This window comes from Aeromicrobium changchenzhani (assembly GCF_057586615.1).
Map to the genome: position 1 here is coordinate 1,362,637 of NZ_CM172480.1, position 13,407 is coordinate 1,376,043.

The 13,407-nt window shown below is 60.7% G+C and carries 16 protein-coding genes; 12 read left to right on the forward strand and 4 right to left on the reverse strand.

Features of this window, described 5'->3' with window-relative positions; genetic code table 11:
* The first annotated feature begins 73 nt into the window (after positions 1-73).
* Genes AC2YB9_RS06945 through AC2YB9_RS06955 form a run of 3 tightly spaced genes read left to right on the forward strand, consistent with a single transcriptional unit; the run spans position 74 to position 1,556 of the window.
* Complete coding sequence (locus tag AC2YB9_RS06945) at positions 74-466, forward strand: hypothetical protein (protein WP_487268030.1); 393 nt, start codon at positions 74-76, stop codon at positions 464-466.
* A 34-nt stretch (positions 467-500) separates the two neighbouring features.
* Entirely contained in the window at positions 501-773 is a 273-nt protein-coding gene (locus AC2YB9_RS06950; RefSeq protein ID WP_487268031.1) for a hypothetical protein, read from the forward strand.
* Entirely contained in the window at positions 774-1,556 is a 783-nt protein-coding gene (locus AC2YB9_RS06955) for an alpha/beta hydrolase (RefSeq protein WP_487268033.1), read from the forward strand. It abuts the gene before it with no gap.
* Between the two features lie 31 nt (positions 1,557-1,587).
* Here AC2YB9_RS06955 and AC2YB9_RS06960 read toward each other — a convergent pair whose 3' ends face one another.
* The 3 genes from AC2YB9_RS06960 to mce all read right to left on the reverse strand — a co-directional run bounded on the left by AC2YB9_RS06960 (position 1,588) and on the right by mce (position 4,749).
* Positions 1,588-2,709 carry a hypothetical protein gene (locus tag AC2YB9_RS06960; protein ID WP_487268034.1) on the reverse strand — a complete coding sequence of 374 codons (1,122 nt, stop codon included), beginning with the start codon at positions 2,707-2,709 and terminating at the stop codon, positions 1,588-1,590.
* Between the two features lie 132 nt (positions 2,710-2,841).
* Positions 2,842-4,179 (reverse strand): crotonyl-CoA carboxylase/reductase, encoded by a 1,338-nt coding sequence (gene ccrA / locus AC2YB9_RS06965; protein WP_487268035.1) that lies wholly within the window; start codon positions 4,177-4,179, stop codon positions 2,842-2,844.
* Between the two features lie 138 nt (positions 4,180-4,317).
* Positions 4,318-4,749, reverse strand: a complete 432-nt coding sequence (gene mce / locus AC2YB9_RS06970; RefSeq protein WP_487268037.1) for a methylmalonyl-CoA epimerase — start codon at positions 4,747-4,749, stop codon at positions 4,318-4,320.
* Between the two features lie 116 nt (positions 4,750-4,865).
* On the opposite strand from mce, the gene AC2YB9_RS06975 reads away from it, so the two are divergent.
* From AC2YB9_RS06975 to AC2YB9_RS07015, 9 genes are all read left to right on the forward strand, one after another.
* Positions 4,866-6,056 carry an acetyl-CoA C-acetyltransferase gene (locus tag AC2YB9_RS06975; protein WP_487268038.1) on the forward strand — a complete coding sequence of 397 codons (1,191 nt, stop codon included), beginning with the start codon at positions 4,866-4,868 and terminating at the stop codon, positions 6,054-6,056.
* Between the two features lie 11 nt (positions 6,057-6,067).
* Positions 6,068-7,030 carry a methylmalonyl Co-A mutase-associated GTPase MeaB gene (gene meaB, locus AC2YB9_RS06980; RefSeq protein WP_487268040.1) on the forward strand — a complete coding sequence of 321 codons (963 nt, stop codon included), beginning with the start codon at positions 6,068-6,070 and terminating at the stop codon, positions 7,028-7,030.
* 22 nt (positions 7,031-7,052) lie between these two features.
* The gene (locus AC2YB9_RS06985; protein ID WP_487268042.1) at positions 7,053-8,054 is read left to right on the forward strand and encodes a GTP pyrophosphokinase; all 1,002 of its coding nucleotides are present in this window, start codon (positions 7,053-7,055) and stop codon (positions 8,052-8,054) included.
* Positions 8,055-8,211: 157 nt separating this feature from the next.
* Positions 8,212-8,373, forward strand: coding sequence for a hypothetical protein (locus tag AC2YB9_RS06990; protein WP_487268043.1), 162 nt, complete (start codon positions 8,212-8,214; stop codon positions 8,371-8,373).
* A 12-nt stretch (positions 8,374-8,385) separates the two neighbouring features.
* On the forward strand, positions 8,386-8,928 hold the full coding sequence (locus AC2YB9_RS06995; protein WP_487268044.1) for a PH domain-containing protein: 543 nt from the start codon (positions 8,386-8,388) through the stop codon (positions 8,926-8,928).
* Positions 8,928-9,419, forward strand: a complete 492-nt coding sequence (locus tag AC2YB9_RS07000) for a MarR family winged helix-turn-helix transcriptional regulator (RefSeq protein WP_487268045.1) — start codon at positions 8,928-8,930, stop codon at positions 9,417-9,419. The genes AC2YB9_RS06995 and AC2YB9_RS07000 overlap by 1 nt, the downstream gene beginning before the upstream one ends.
* Before the next feature lie 56 nt (positions 9,420-9,475).
* Positions 9,476-10,375, forward strand: a complete 900-nt coding sequence (locus AC2YB9_RS07005; protein ID WP_487268046.1) for a co-chaperone YbbN — start codon at positions 9,476-9,478, stop codon at positions 10,373-10,375.
* A 116-nt stretch (positions 10,376-10,491) separates the two neighbouring features.
* The gene (locus AC2YB9_RS07010) at positions 10,492-11,442 is read left to right on the forward strand and encodes a hypothetical protein (protein WP_487268047.1); all 951 of its coding nucleotides are present in this window, start codon (positions 10,492-10,494) and stop codon (positions 11,440-11,442) included.
* Positions 11,439-12,404 carry a DUF8094 domain-containing protein gene (locus tag AC2YB9_RS07015; RefSeq protein ID WP_487268048.1) on the forward strand — a complete coding sequence of 322 codons (966 nt, stop codon included), beginning with the start codon at positions 11,439-11,441 and terminating at the stop codon, positions 12,402-12,404. Before AC2YB9_RS07010 ends, AC2YB9_RS07015 begins: the two co-directional genes overlap by 4 nt.
* A 12-nt stretch (positions 12,405-12,416) precedes the next feature.
* Here AC2YB9_RS07015 and AC2YB9_RS07020 read toward each other — a convergent pair whose 3' ends face one another.
* Positions 12,417-13,280, reverse strand: a complete 864-nt coding sequence (locus AC2YB9_RS07020; protein WP_487268049.1) for an NUDIX hydrolase — start codon at positions 13,278-13,280, stop codon at positions 12,417-12,419.
* Positions 13,281-13,407 lie beyond the last annotated feature (127 nt).

The window sequence follows — 13,407 nt, forward strand, 5'->3', positions numbered from 1 at the left end:
TAACCACAAGTTACCGGGCTCGTTGTCATGTACAGGAGAATCAGCTCGCGTAACCGGCAGGAAGGGATTACCCATGTTTGGCGCTACGCCCCTCTCCGCCCAGTCGTTCAGCCTAGTTGTCCGCCGGATGACGATGGTCTTCGTCGGCACATTTGTGTTCGGAACTCTTGCCCTGACCTTCGCCGCGAACCTGATGTTCGGAGTATCGCGGAACGCCCAGGACATGACGGTGTCGACCGCTGAGTGTGGCCGCACGTCGACCTCTTGCCCGGTGGCTGAGGAGTTGGTCGCTCGCGCCGTCATCGAGCAGCGTGCCAGCGGACTGAACTGCACGACCAAACCTGAGCTGACCGATGTCGTGCTCTTTCAGTACGCGGACGACCAGCGCGTCGCGATCTTGACCTTTGATGAAGCGCTCGCAGACTCAGGCCGGAAGCTCGGCTGGGTCCAGCGCTATTGCCGTTGACTCATCAGTTCGCGGCGACCTCTAGCATGAGGGCATGTCTCGACGTCGTGTCCATCCCAGGCGGCCGCGGGACAAACCGCTTGAGTTGAATGACCGGGTTGAGACCAAACGCGATGGTGATTGGCATTCGCGTTCAATCACTGGTTCGTCATCGACCAAGCCCTATCGATGCCCCGGTTGTGATCACATGATTCAGATGGCGACACCACATACCGTCGTCTGGCCAGTCGAGAAATCCCTGCTGAGCGAATCAGCAATTGATGAACGTCGGCACTGGCATACCCACTGTTGGAAGAGGCGTCCCTGAATGACCCAGATGATTCGCGGCAACACCATCTTGCCAGCGCGGCGTACGCCCATCACGCTCCACACCGCTGACGGGCTGAATCTAGTGGGGGAGTTGGCGCTCCCACCCGAGCATGACCCAGTTGCGACCATGGTCTGCCTGCATCCGCTGCCGACCCACGGCGGGATGATGGACAGCCACATCTTTCGCAAGGCCGCCGCCCGGCTCCCAGCGCTCGCGGACATTGCAGTGCTTCGGTTCAACACTCGCGGCACATCGAGCGTGCAGGGCACGAGTGAGGGCGCGTTCGACGATGCCGTTGCGGAGAAGTTCGATGTCGCCGCGGCGATCGAGTATGTGGAATTCGCTGATCTGCCTGCGATCTGGCTTGTCGGCTGGTCATTCGGTACCGACCTGGCCTTGATGTATGGCCTTGATCCTGCTGTCACCGGACTGATCCTGCTGTCACCGCCACTACGATATTCAGCTCCTGAGCAGCTTGCTGCCTGGGCAGAATCGGGCAAACCGGTGACCGCGCTGGTCCCTGAGCATGACGATTACCTGCAACCAGCGGCAGCGCGTGAACAGTTTGCAGTGATTCCGCAGGTGGAGATCATCGCTGTCGATGGGGCCAAACATCTGTGGGTTGGTGATGCCGAGCGGGTGCTCGACGAGATCACGCACAAACTGGCGCCGTCAGTCGAGGTGCCGCTGCCTAGGCACTGGGACGGTCCGATCGCGACCGCCGACACGTCTGCATATGCCGATCGCACGACTGCCGCGTTCAAAGACCTGCCGCGTTAGCGAGCACTAATGCGGCAGGTCTAGGGACTAGCTACTTGGCCGCTTCTTCGGTTTCGGTCTTCTCGGCTTGTGGCTCGGCTTGTGGCTCATCTTTATTGGGGGTGCTCTCGGGGTCGACCGAGCCAGCAAACGAGGCAACGATGTCGCGAAGTTGACCCATCTGCTTCATGATGCCTTCGCGCTTGCGCTGGAGTTCTTCGACCTCAGAGCGCAATGAACGAGTCTGGCGCTCGACGTCGGTGGCCGCGCTGGCCCGGATATGGTCGGCCTCGGCGCGCGCGCTGGACAAGATCGCAGCCGATTCCTGCTTGGCTCGATCGAGGAAAGTGTCGGCCTCGGCCTTGGCGGAATCGCGATTCTTGTTGGCTTGGGACAAGACTTGGCGGGCACGATCCTCAGCTGCAGCGGCGCGCGTCTCGGCGTCGGCAACGAGCTTGGCTGTTTCGGCAGTTGCGGCCTGGTGGCTCTCGGTCGCCTCACGGGTAAGACGTTCCTTCTCGACGGCCAGAACGCGACGCGCTTCGGTGACTTCACGGTCGGCGCCGGCACGTGCCTGTTCGACCTCGCGGGTCACGCCCGTGCGTAGGTTGTTAGCTTCTTGTTCAGCCGACAGTTTGACGCGCTCGGACTCGCGCGCAGCAGTGGCACGCAGCTCTTCGGCCTGCGACTCGGACTCGGCCCGTGCTGCCGCGGACTCTTCGAGCAACTGTGCGCGTTTGGTTTCGATCTCGGTGACTGCTGCGACGCGGAGCGACTCCGCCTCTTTTGTTGCACTCGACCGGATAATTGCGGCCTCTTCTTGAGAATTTTTCAACCGTTCGTCGGCGCTGCGGGCGGCCCGTGCGGTCACTTCGGCGGCTTCTTGCTCAGCCAGTGACAGCAACTGTGCGGCATGCCCGCCCAGGGTCGCATACGAGGGGTGTTCGATGTCCTTGACTGCGGCCTTGGTCTTTTCCAGATCGGCGCGCAGATTGGCTGCCTCGGCGTGAGCGGCCTGGGCACTCTGCTCCGCTCGTTTGACTTCGTTGGCACGTGAGCGCAGGAACGTGTCGACCGCGTCGGTGTCATAACCACCGCGGCGGGCCATCGGAAATGTTGATTCGCCGGGGCGGTTGGCTGATTCGAAAATGGATAAACCGGACTGCTCAGACATCTAAAACCTGTTCCTCAACGTGGACAGAAAAGTATGTCTACAGACTACCCCGAGACGACAATGGTATCGCCGCGCTAGCTGCCATGCCATTGTCGTGTCGTTGCTGAAACCGGCTCGTGCCGTGAGAATGGATCAAACGCCGCGGAAGCGGTTGATCTCATTGATGTGTTCGGCTCGCTTTTCCTCATCGCGCACGCCGAGGCCTTCTTCGGGAGCGAGGCAGAGAACGCCGACCTTGCCCTGATGAAGATTGTGGTGGACGTCGAGCGTTGCCTGACCGACATCATCCATCGCGTAGACCTTGGAAAGAGTCGGGTGGATGAGTCCCTTGTCGATCAGCTTGTTGGCTTCCCACGATTCGCGGTAGTTGGCGAAGTGGGAGCTGACGATGCGCTTCAGGTTCATCCACAGGTAACGGTTGTCGTACTCGTGCATGAAGCCGGAGGTTGAGGCGCAGGTGACGATCGTGCCGCCCTTGCGTGCCACAAACACACTCGCGCCGAACGTCTCGCGACCGGGATGCTCAAACACGATGTCGGGGTCATCGCCACCAGTGAGCTCGCGGATCTTCTTGCCGAACCGGAGCCATTCCTTCGGATCCTGGGTGTGCTCGTCCTTCCAGAACTTGTAGCCCTCGGCCTTACGGTCGATGATCAGCTCGGCGCCCATCTTGCGGACGATCGCAGCTTTTTCGGGGGAGGACACAACACATACCGGCGTCGCGCCGCCGTTGAGCGCCATTTGTGTGGCATACGAGCCCAGACCGCCGGAGGCGCCCCAGATCAGGACGGTGTCGCCCTGCTTCATGTCGGCGCCATTCTTGGAGACGAGCTGGCGGTATGCGGTCGAATTGACCAGGCCTGGGCTGGCTGCTTCTTCCCAGGTCAGATGATCGGGTTTGGGCATCAGCTGGTTGGCCTTGACGATCGCCAGCTGTGCGAGCCCACCGAAGTTGGTCTCGAAACCCCAGATGCGCTGTTCGGGGTCCATCATCGTGTCGTTGTGGCCGTCGGGGCTCTCGAGCTCGACCGACAGGCAGTGTGCGACGACCTCACGGCCGGCCTTCCACAGGTTGACCCCGGGGCCAGTACGCAGCACGACACCGGCAAGGTCAGAGCCGATCACGTGATACGGAAGATCGTGACGTTTCGTGTATTCGGACAACCGGCCATAACGTTCAAGGAAGCCAAATGTCGGCATCGGCTCGAAAATTGAAGTCCACACCGTGTTGTAGTTGATTGAACTCGCCATAACCGCGACGAGCGCCTCACCCGGAGCCAGCTCGGGAATCGGAACCTGATCCAGATGCAGACTCTTGCGCGGATCCTTGTCGCGGCTTGCCAGTCCCTCGAACATGTCCACATCTTCTTTGTGGATTGTGACCGCTTTGTAGGTCGCGGGAAGTTCGAGCGCGGCGAAGTCTTCGCTGCTTGTATCTCCGGCCAGAATGGCGTCAAGAATATGTTGCACGTGGTCCTCCAAGGTGACGGGCGGCAATGTGTCCAGATAGGTGGGGATTGTCGGTGATGTTACCGGTGAGTCACCGGTAACCGCCAGATAACCGAGGTGTGATCCGGCACTCAGCGCCCAAGGACGGGCGCGATGGCCTCAGTGTGTGGTGGCGGGCTCCACCAGTTCGATCAGCACGCCGCCGGCGTCTTTCGGGTGGACGAAGTTGACCCGGCTGTTCGAGGTGCCGCGCTTTGGCTCGGGGTACAGCAGGCGTACACCGCGTTCGCGCAATGTCGCGGACACCTCGTCGATATCACTGACGCGATAGGCCAACTGCTGGATGCCCTGGCCATTGCGGGCGATGAACTTCGCGATCGTCGAATCCTCGTTGAGCGGCGCGAGCAACTGAATGCAGGAGCCGGAGTCGCCCACTGCGAGCATTGCTTCGCGGACGCCCTGCTCTTCGTTAACTTCTTCGTGGATTGAATGGAGACCGAATGTGTTCGCATAGAACTCGAGGGCGTCGTCGAGATCCGGGACTGCGATGCCGACGTGGTCGATTGCGATGATGAGGTGCTTGGGAACCATGGTCCCCAGACTAAAGCACAGCATCGACCCGGTGTTGGTGATCTGCGCTACACCTCGCGCAACCGGAGCATCGCGGTGAGTACAGTTGGGGCACCGTCACCCGAAGGAGAATCGCAATGACTCAGTCCGTAATTGTCGCCGGAGCACGTACACCGGTCGGCCGCCTACTTGGCGGTCTGAAGACGCTTTCCGGCTCAGACCTCGGTGGCATTGCCATCAAGGGAGCTCTCGACAAGGCTGACGTCAGCCCCGACCAGATCGACTACGTGATCATGGGTCAGGTTCTGACCACCGGGGCGGGTCAGGTCCCTGCTCGGCAGGCCGCCAACAAAGCCGGTATCCCGCTCAGCGTCCCCGCGTTGACAGTCAATAAGGTCTGCCTGTCCGGTATCAACGCGATCTCGCTGGCCGATCAGCTGATCCGTGCCGGTGAGTTCGACATCATCGTCGCTGGTGGCCAGGAGTCGATGACTCAGGCCCCGCATTTCCTCGCCGGATCGCGTGAGGGCACCAAGTATGGCGACACCAAACTCGTCGACTCGATGGCATACGACGGTCTTTACGATATTTTGACCGATCAGGCCATGGGCACGCTCACCGAAGACTGCAATGCCGAAGGCCTTGGGCTTAGCCGCGAGGAGCAGGACACTTTTGCTGCTCGCTCGCACCAGTTGGCTGCAACGGCGCAGAAGAATGGCGTCTTCGACGAGGAGATCGTGCCCGTCACGATTCCGAATCGACGTGGCGACGATCTCGTGGTTTCGGCCGATGAAGGCGTTCGGGGCGATACGACCGCCGAGTCGCTCGGCAAGTTGCGTCCCGCATTCGGCAAGAACGGCACGATCACAGCCGGCACGGCCAGCCAGATCTCAGACGGCGCTGCCGCGGTCGTCGTGATGAGCAAGGCGAAGGCCGAAGAGCTTGGCCTCTCTTGGGTTGCCGAGATCGGCGCGACCGGCATCGTTGCCGGTCCCGATTCGACGTTGCAACTGCAGCCGGCCAACGCGATCCGGAAGGCCTGTGAGAAGGAAGGCATCAAGCCCTCCGACATCGATCTGTTCGAGATCAACGAGGCATTTGCCGCAGTCGGCATCGCCTCGGCCCGCGAACTCGGCATCGATGTGGACAAGGTCAACGTCAATGGCGGTGCGATCTCGATCGGTCACCCACTTGGCATGAGTGGCGCCCGCATCGTTCTCCACCTCGCGCTCGAACTCAAGCGCCGCGGTGGTGGCATCGGCGTCGCCGCGTTGTGCGGTGGCGGCGGTCAGGGTGACGCGCTGATCGTGCGCGTTCCCAAGAGCTGAACGGAATCTCGATGACGGCCCGTGGTCGCCTCCTGTCGGTTCCCGAGCTGGTTTCTCGGGCTCAGAAGGGCGAGGCCCGGGCCGTTGCTCGTTTGATCTCGCTGGTCGAGAATGATTCGCCAACGCTCCGCGACGTCAGCGCCGCGCTTGTCGCCCATACCGGTAAGGCGCATGTTGTCGGTATCACCGGTTCGCCTGGCGTCGGCAAGTCGACGTCGACGGCTGCGCTCGTCGGTGCCTTGCGCAAGCAGGGCAAGCGGGTAGGTGTTCTTGCGGTGGATCCTTCCTCGCCGTTTTCCGGTGGTGCGCTGCTCGGGGACCGCATTCGTATGCAGGAGCACGCGATCGATCCGGGCGTCTACATCCGATCAATGGCCAGCCGCGGACACCTCGGCGGACTGGCATGGGCGGCGCCGCAGGCGATTCGTGTTCTCGACGCGGCTGGCTGCGATGTCATCTTGGTTGAGACCGTCGGGGTCGGCCAATCGGAGATTGAGATCGCCGGCATGTCCGATACGACCCTCGTACTCCTTGCCCCTGGCATGGGCGATGGAATCCAGGCCGCGAAAGCCGGAATTCTTGAGATCGGCGACATCTTCGTGGTCAATAAGGCCGATCGCGACGGGGCTGCCACGACCCGGCGCGAATTGCGGTCGATGATGTCGCTGACCGAACGTTCAGGGACGGCATGGAAGCCACCGATCCTGATGACGGTTGCGTCGAAGGGCGAAGGGATCGACGCGGTCGCCGACGCCATCGCCAAGCATCATGCGGCCGGCGCGAAGTCCGGTGCGTTGGCATCGAGGCGGCTGGCGCGGGTCCGTCGCGAGATCGAGTCGATCGCCCTCGTCGAGATACGGCGCAAATTTGGTGATCTGTCCGGCGATGTGCGCCTTGATGCGCTCGCGGCGAGCGTTATCGCCGGTGACAACGATCCATACGGCGCAGCCGACGTGTTGATCGACAGTTTGTGACCTACGCCCCGATACTAGGTGTATGCAGTTCCCCGAGACGGTCCGAGATACGGTGCAGGCCTACGCGGCAATGCAGCCTCAACTCCATGAAACCACCGACCGTTACATCGCATTGGTGACAACGCTTCTTGACGATGCCGGTATCAACTATTTGAGCATTACTGGTCGCACGAAGAGCGTCGCGTCATTTGCGGCCAAAGCGGCCAAAACGGTTGACGGTTCGGCGGTGTTCGCCGATCCGCTCAACGAAATCACCGATCAGATCGGCGTGCGCGTCATCACCTATCTGCACAGTGACGTCGCTGCAGTTGCCGATGTCTTGGCCGAAGAGTTGACGATCCTCGGTGATCGCGATCTTGGTCAGGAAAACGCGGACGAAGGCCAGTGGGGGTATGCGAGCCGACATCTGTTGGTGGGGCCGAAAACGGCTGCCGATGGGGTTGGCGTCGAGCACATTGCACAAGTCCAGATCCGCACGGTCCTCCAGCACGCATGGGCTGAATTCGAGCATGCAATTCGCTACAAAGGTACGATCCCAGCGGACAAGGCGCCGGATCTCGATCGGCGTTTTACCCTCGCCGCGGGACTCCTGGAGTTGGCCGATCGTGAGTTCTCGATGATCCGTGACGAACTCCAGGCCACCGCCGTTGATCAGCAGCCAGCATCGAATAACGGCGATCCGCGTATTAGTTCTCAAGACCTCGCGACCTTCTTGGCCGGCCAGTATGCCGATGCCGGCTGGTCACGGACCGACCACTATGCGTGGGTGTCGGGTCTCCTCCTAGAACTCGGCATCACATCGCTTGAAGAGTTGGCCGGGTTGTTGGGTTCAGTTGATGGTGACGCGATCAATGCACGAATGGGCTATCGCTATCCCGCTGGTGCCGTCCGGCGGCTCGACGACGCACTGTTGGCGGTCTTCGGGACCCGCTATTTGGAACTCCACGGCAATCAGCATCGCGAAGCGATGCTGCGGACACGGCTCGACAAGCTCCGTGCCACCGTCGATTCGTCTGAGGGCTGAATCATCTGGCTCGACGGGCAGAGCCTGCCAACCGCAACTTCTCGAACACCGATCGCGGGCAACAGTGGTCAAAGGGTTGCAAGGGACAAAAACCACAGTGACCGATTTCGCGGCGCGCCTGTGCGTGAATCGCGCAGCTTTCCGGTTGAATGGCCATGTGCTGAAGAAAGTCGTCATGCTCCTCATCGTGGGATTTGCGGTCTATTACCTGCTGACCGCACCTGCGGGCGCTGCCGATGCCGTACGCAATGCTTTCGGCGCCGTGATCGATGCCTTCGGCCAGGTCAACGTCTTCGTCAACAATTTGTTCTCGTCCTAACGGCGGGCGATCGTGCTGCAACGGCTGCTCGACCGGCTGCCCGATCAGGAGATCGAGGCGCATCTGCTGACCGATGAAGGCGAACAGGTCATTGATCTTGTCCGCCATCACCGGGTCGTCTATTGGCGGGCGACGCTCGAAACATGCGGCTGTCTCGGATTGTGGCTGCTGGCAATCTTCGGCCCGATCAAACTGGGCTGGCTGTTTATTCTCCTCGGTATCGGGCTGGCGCTGCATGCAGCATTTCTGACACTGCGCGAACACCGCGATGTTTTTGTCATCACCAATATGCGGGTGTTTCGCGCGTCGGGGGTTTTCAATGTGCGCGTCGCCACGATGCCGATTGCCCGCATCCTCGACATCACGGTCCAGAAACCATTATTGGGTCGTTTCTTGAACTACGGTCACTTCACTTTCGAATCTGCCGCTCAGGCACAGGGCTTGCGCGATATTCGTTATATCGGCGACCCCGATCGCCGGGACCTCACGATCCAGCGGGTCGTTCAGCGTTCCGGCATTCGTGGGCGTCAGGCACAGTTTCCGGAGCCGCGTTGATGGCGGGTCTACCGTTCGACCCGATCGATGAGGCCGCCCGACAATGGGATCTACGTTGGCCGGTCGCCAAACGTATGCATACCGTCACGTCGATCATGCGGGCGCATCAATTGCTTATTGCGCGGCTCGATGCGCTGCTCAAACCGTACGATCTGACTTTTTCGCGTTACGAAGTTCTGGTCTTGCTGACATTCTCGAAGGAGGGTCAACTGCCGATGGGCAAGGTTGGCGAACGACTCCAAGTCCACGCGACATCGGTGAGCTCGCTGATTCAGCGACTCCGAGCAAGCGGTTTTGTTACCCGCGAACAGCATCCTAATGACGGCCGCACCTATCTGGCGCGAATCACGACCGCGGGACGCGACGTCGTCGAACGGGCGACCAAAGTTCTGACCGACGAGCAGTTCGCGATCGGCGCGCTCACCGATGAGCAACTCGATCGAGTTTCGGCAGATCTGAAGGTCCTGCGCCGCAAAGCGGGCGACTTCTGATGCATCACCCCCCACCGACGGTGCCGGTATGAGCACCTCTTTGGCAAGATGGTGCCATGAGTTTTTCGCGTCCTGGTGCCATTGACCTTTCCGCATTCAAGAAGCCGGCTGTCAGCGCCGCAACAGCTGCTGCAGGCGGGGCCTACGTTGTGGACGTCACGGAGCAAAATTTCCAAACGATCGCGCTCGAAGCATCGCTGAAACACATTGTTGTCCTGAGTCTCTGGTCGGCGCGGGCGCCGCAGAGCGAGGCCTTCAATCAGATCCTTGCCGCGGTCACGAATCAGTTCGACGGTCAGATTCTGCTCGCGCGAGTTGACGTCGACACGAATCCGTCGATTGCTCAAGCCGTGGGAGCGCAGGGCATCCCCTTTGTTCTCGGACTAGTCAAGGGACAGCCAGTGCCGCTGTTCCAGGGCACCAAAGACGAGGCCGAAGTTCGCGCATTGTTCGAGGAACTCATCCGGGTTGGGGCCGAGAATGACGTTGTCGGACGGGTTGGCGGAGCGGTCGAGCCGGTGACCGAAGACGAGCCGCCAGCAGATGATCCACGCTTTGCCGCCGCTGATGCGGCGTTTGCCGCCGGCGACTACACCACCGCGATCGCCGAGTACGAGAAATTGGTCGCACAGTATCCAGCCGAGGCCGAGATCGCTGAACGTCTTGCCGGGGTCAAACTTCTTGAGCGTACGAAAGACGCTGACCTGCAGGCGGCTCGCACAGCCGCCGGCGATGCGCCCGACGATGTGGCAGCGCAATTGTTAGTCGCTGATCTCGATGTCAGCGGCGGCCACATTCAAGACGCATTTGACCGGCTCATTCAGCTCATCAGCCGGCTGCCGGCCGAGACGCGTGAACCAGTGCGCGAGCGGCTGTTGCAACTGTTCTTGATTGTTGGGACGAGCGATCCGCGCGTTTCCGCTGCCCGAAAAGCATTGGCTACCGCGCTCTACTGAGTGCGGTCCGAACGAATTCCTGTGCGGCGAGGCAGCGGGTTCTGCACCTGCGTGTTGGCAACATCGCTATCCTTCTGAAGCCCTAGGCTGGGCCGGAGCAGAGATGGGGAGAAGGCATGCGCGCCAAGATCGGCTGGGTCGTGACGCTGTTGAGCGTCCTCGTGGCGCTGCTCGGCCTTGCCATCATGATCTATTTGGGGCCGGATGGTCGCCGTGCGACTGAACCTCATGTCATTGAGACCGACGGAATCGCGATTGTTACGACGCCCAAAGTGCTTGGCTGGGCGGGCGTACAACTCGATGTTCGGGCCGAGGTGCCAGCGAACAAGCCGGTGTTCATTGGGATTGGGAATGCGGTTGACGTCGATTCCTATGTCGCCAAGACCACCCGTATCGAAGTGAGCAGTTTCCACATGCCGTGGCAGCTAAAGTCCTGCACGATCAAAGCCTCGAGCAATTTGCCGGCGTCCCCGATTGCGCTCGACTGGTGGTTGGCGGAGAACGCCGGCCTCGGCGGTGCAACCATCAGCACAACGCTTCCCAATGAGACCGTTCGGCTGGCGATTCTTTCGGTCGGAGCATCGAATCTCGGTGGTCTCAAGGTCACCGTTGCTTACGGGCTAAAGGGCGGCTTCGCCAAGGGTGCCGGACTTCTGTTGTTCGGGATCGGCGGAGTTTGGCTGGGCTTGCTGATGCGGCGGGGCAGTGATCTTCTGCGCGATCGTGGCTTCGAAGACGTCGAAAATGACGAAGCTGACGAAGAGCTGGAGTTCGAGGAAATCGAGGAAATCATCTACGTGTACGTCGATAATGACGGCGTCGAACATGAAGTGTCGGCCGACGAAGCCGAGCAGCTCGGCCTAGCGATCGAAGACGAACCAGAGCCGGAAGCCGAAGTCCACCGGGAGCCCGAACGCGAACGCGAAGCAGCACCCGACGCAGCAACGGTCGGCCGTGCAAGCCCCCCGGTTACGTATCTCTTCATCGATGAGGGCGGAGTTGAGCACGAGATCGGCGAAGATGAGTTGGCCGACTATGAGGTTGTCGACGAGGGGGATGACCGGTGAGAAAACTTCGTCTTGTCGCCGCAGCGATCCTTGCGGCCGGAGTCCTCTCCGCATGCACAGTTCCGCACAAAAAATCCGACTTTTCGGTGGAGAAAGTATCGGTGAGCCAATCGGATGCCCAGGGCATCTTCGCGCGTTATCGCAAAGTACGCGGCCTTGCCGTTGATCTCAAAGATCCCCTCCCATTGTCGACCGTTGAGACCGGGCCGATGCTGGCGATCGATTCGGGTTCGTTCAAGCTCGCAGAGGCACAATCCGCGAAGTCGTCGGCCAACGCGCCAAAGGCGGAGGTCTTGGAGGTTAAGCCGATTCTCGCCAAGAAGTACCCATTGTGGTTTATGGCCCAAGTGCGTGATCGGGACAAGGGCGTCGTCAAGGTTCAAATTTACGAACGATCCACCTCGGCAGACTCCTGGTTTCTGGTAGCGAGCCCGGAGACGCTGATAGATACGAGTCTTCCCGCGTTGCGGAGCGGAAAGAACGGCACGATCGTCCCAGTCGGGCGGAAGAACGAATCGGGATTGTCGATGAGCCCACAGACAGCGGCCGATGATTATGCGGCCGCGTTGGCCAAACCCGACTCGAAGGCTGCGGCACGTTTTGAGAACGATGGCTTCATCCGACAGATGACTGCCGCCGCTGGTGTGAACAAGGCGCTCAAGAACGTTACCTTCACTCAAACTTGGGCCGCTGACGATGTTGAGTTCGCCGCTCGCACCTCCGATGGCGGAATCTTGATATGGGCCACGTTGCTCAGGCTCGATGGCTATGGGGTCAAGAATGGCGTCTCGGTGGCATTCCCGCCTGGCTCCCCGCAGCAGTCCTTCTTGGGTAAAAACATCACGACATCGGGCCGCTTGCGCTACTACCACCAGGTATTGCTCTACGTTCCCGGCACCGATGGTGGCAAGCCGCGAGTCTTGGGTCAGTACGGCGGAGTCGTCGGAGCTGACGGCTTCTGACGTGACCGCGAATCAGGGGGCAAGCGGGGCTTCGCGGTAAGGACCGATTTCACCTGCGTCGATCGCCGCCAGCAGCTCAATCGTCGCACTCGTGGCCTGCATTTGTACGGTGGCCGGATCGCACCACTGCACCGATTTGATCTCGGTGGCCTGCAGTGTCATGGCCGTGGTGCTGTTGGACTCGATGACGCCCAGATCGAACAAGAAGATGCAGGCATCGTCCCAACTGTGCCACGCCGGCAGCCAGTTCATCGTGATCAGACCGCGCACGTCTACGGTGATACCCAGCTCTTCCTGGAGTTCACGTACGAGCCCGGCAGCCGGGGCTTCGCCCGGCTCGACGACTCCACCGGGTAGATCCCATTGGGATTTGTAGGTCAGTTCGCACAGGAGTACTCGCCCGGACTCATCGCGGATCAGCCCTTGCGAAATGACCCGTTTTCTCGGCAGGCCGGCATTTAGAATCGCGATGAAACCGTCGTGGCTGAACGGTTCGGGATCGGCGGCGAGCCGGGCGACCATGACCCGGTCGGGATCGTCGCCGTTGCCGCGGATGATTCCTTCACGGCGAAGCCCGGCGATTGAAGCGTTGCGGATCGCGGAGTGGTCGTCGATGTCGATCTTGACCTCTACCCGAGTGATACCGAGTTCGGCAAATGCGAAATCGACCGCAAGCCGAAGGGCGCGGAAGGCAGTGCCGTGTTCGCCGGTTTCGGACTTGATGTTCCAACGGATCGCGGCGACTCGGGCCTCAAGGTGTTGCAGGGCAACAGTGCCGACCCGGGCATCCCCCAGTTTAATGGCGAATCCGGTGAACTCTTCGGAGCCTGTTGTCGGCACGAGGCTCAGATCGTTATCGGTCAGGAGCGCGTTCATACGGAGTCCTGTCGCTGGGTCGTTTTCGGCCGATTATGCCAGCCGCAGAGTTGAGCACCCGGGTCGCGGTCCAAGATCTGTTCGCTGACGGGAATTTTTCCGGACACAAACGGGCGTGAAGCGAACA

Excerpts from the sequence above, each read along its gene's own strand:
- AC2YB9_RS06985 (WP_487268042.1), top strand. The coding sequence starts at position 7,053 with ATGCAGTTCCCCGAGACGGTCCGAGATACGGTGCAGGCCTACGCGGCA.
- AC2YB9_RS07010 (WP_487268047.1), top strand. The coding sequence starts at position 10,492 with ATGCGCGCCAAGATCGGCTGGGTCGTGACGCTGTTGAGCGTCCTCGTG.
- AC2YB9_RS07000 (WP_487268045.1), top strand. The coding sequence starts at position 8,928 with ATGGCGGGTCTACCGTTCGACCCGATCGATGAGGCCGCCCGACAATGG.
- AC2YB9_RS06945 (WP_487268030.1), top strand. The coding sequence starts at position 74 with ATGTTTGGCGCTACGCCCCTCTCCGCCCAGTCGTTCAGCCTAGTTGTC.
- meaB (WP_487268040.1), top strand. The coding sequence starts at position 6,068 with ATGACGGCCCGTGGTCGCCTCCTGTCGGTTCCCGAGCTGGTTTCTCGG.
- AC2YB9_RS06960 (WP_487268034.1), bottom strand. The coding sequence starts at position 2,709 with ATGTCTGAGCAGTCCGGTTTATCCATTTTCGAATCAGCCAACCGCCCC.
- AC2YB9_RS07005 (WP_487268046.1), top strand. The coding sequence starts at position 9,476 with ATGAGTTTTTCGCGTCCTGGTGCCATTGACCTTTCCGCATTCAAGAAG.
- AC2YB9_RS06950 (WP_487268031.1), top strand. The coding sequence starts at position 501 with ATGTCTCGACGTCGTGTCCATCCCAGGCGGCCGCGGGACAAACCGCTT.
- AC2YB9_RS06955 (WP_487268033.1), top strand. The coding sequence starts at position 774 with ATGACCCAGATGATTCGCGGCAACACCATCTTGCCAGCGCGGCGTACG.
- AC2YB9_RS07020 (WP_487268049.1), bottom strand. The coding sequence starts at position 13,280 with ATGAACGCGCTCCTGACCGATAACGATCTGAGCCTCGTGCCGACAACA.
- AC2YB9_RS06975 (WP_487268038.1), top strand. The coding sequence starts at position 4,866 with ATGACTCAGTCCGTAATTGTCGCCGGAGCACGTACACCGGTCGGCCGC.
- mce (WP_487268037.1), bottom strand. The coding sequence starts at position 4,749 with ATGGTTCCCAAGCACCTCATCATCGCAATCGACCACGTCGGCATCGCA.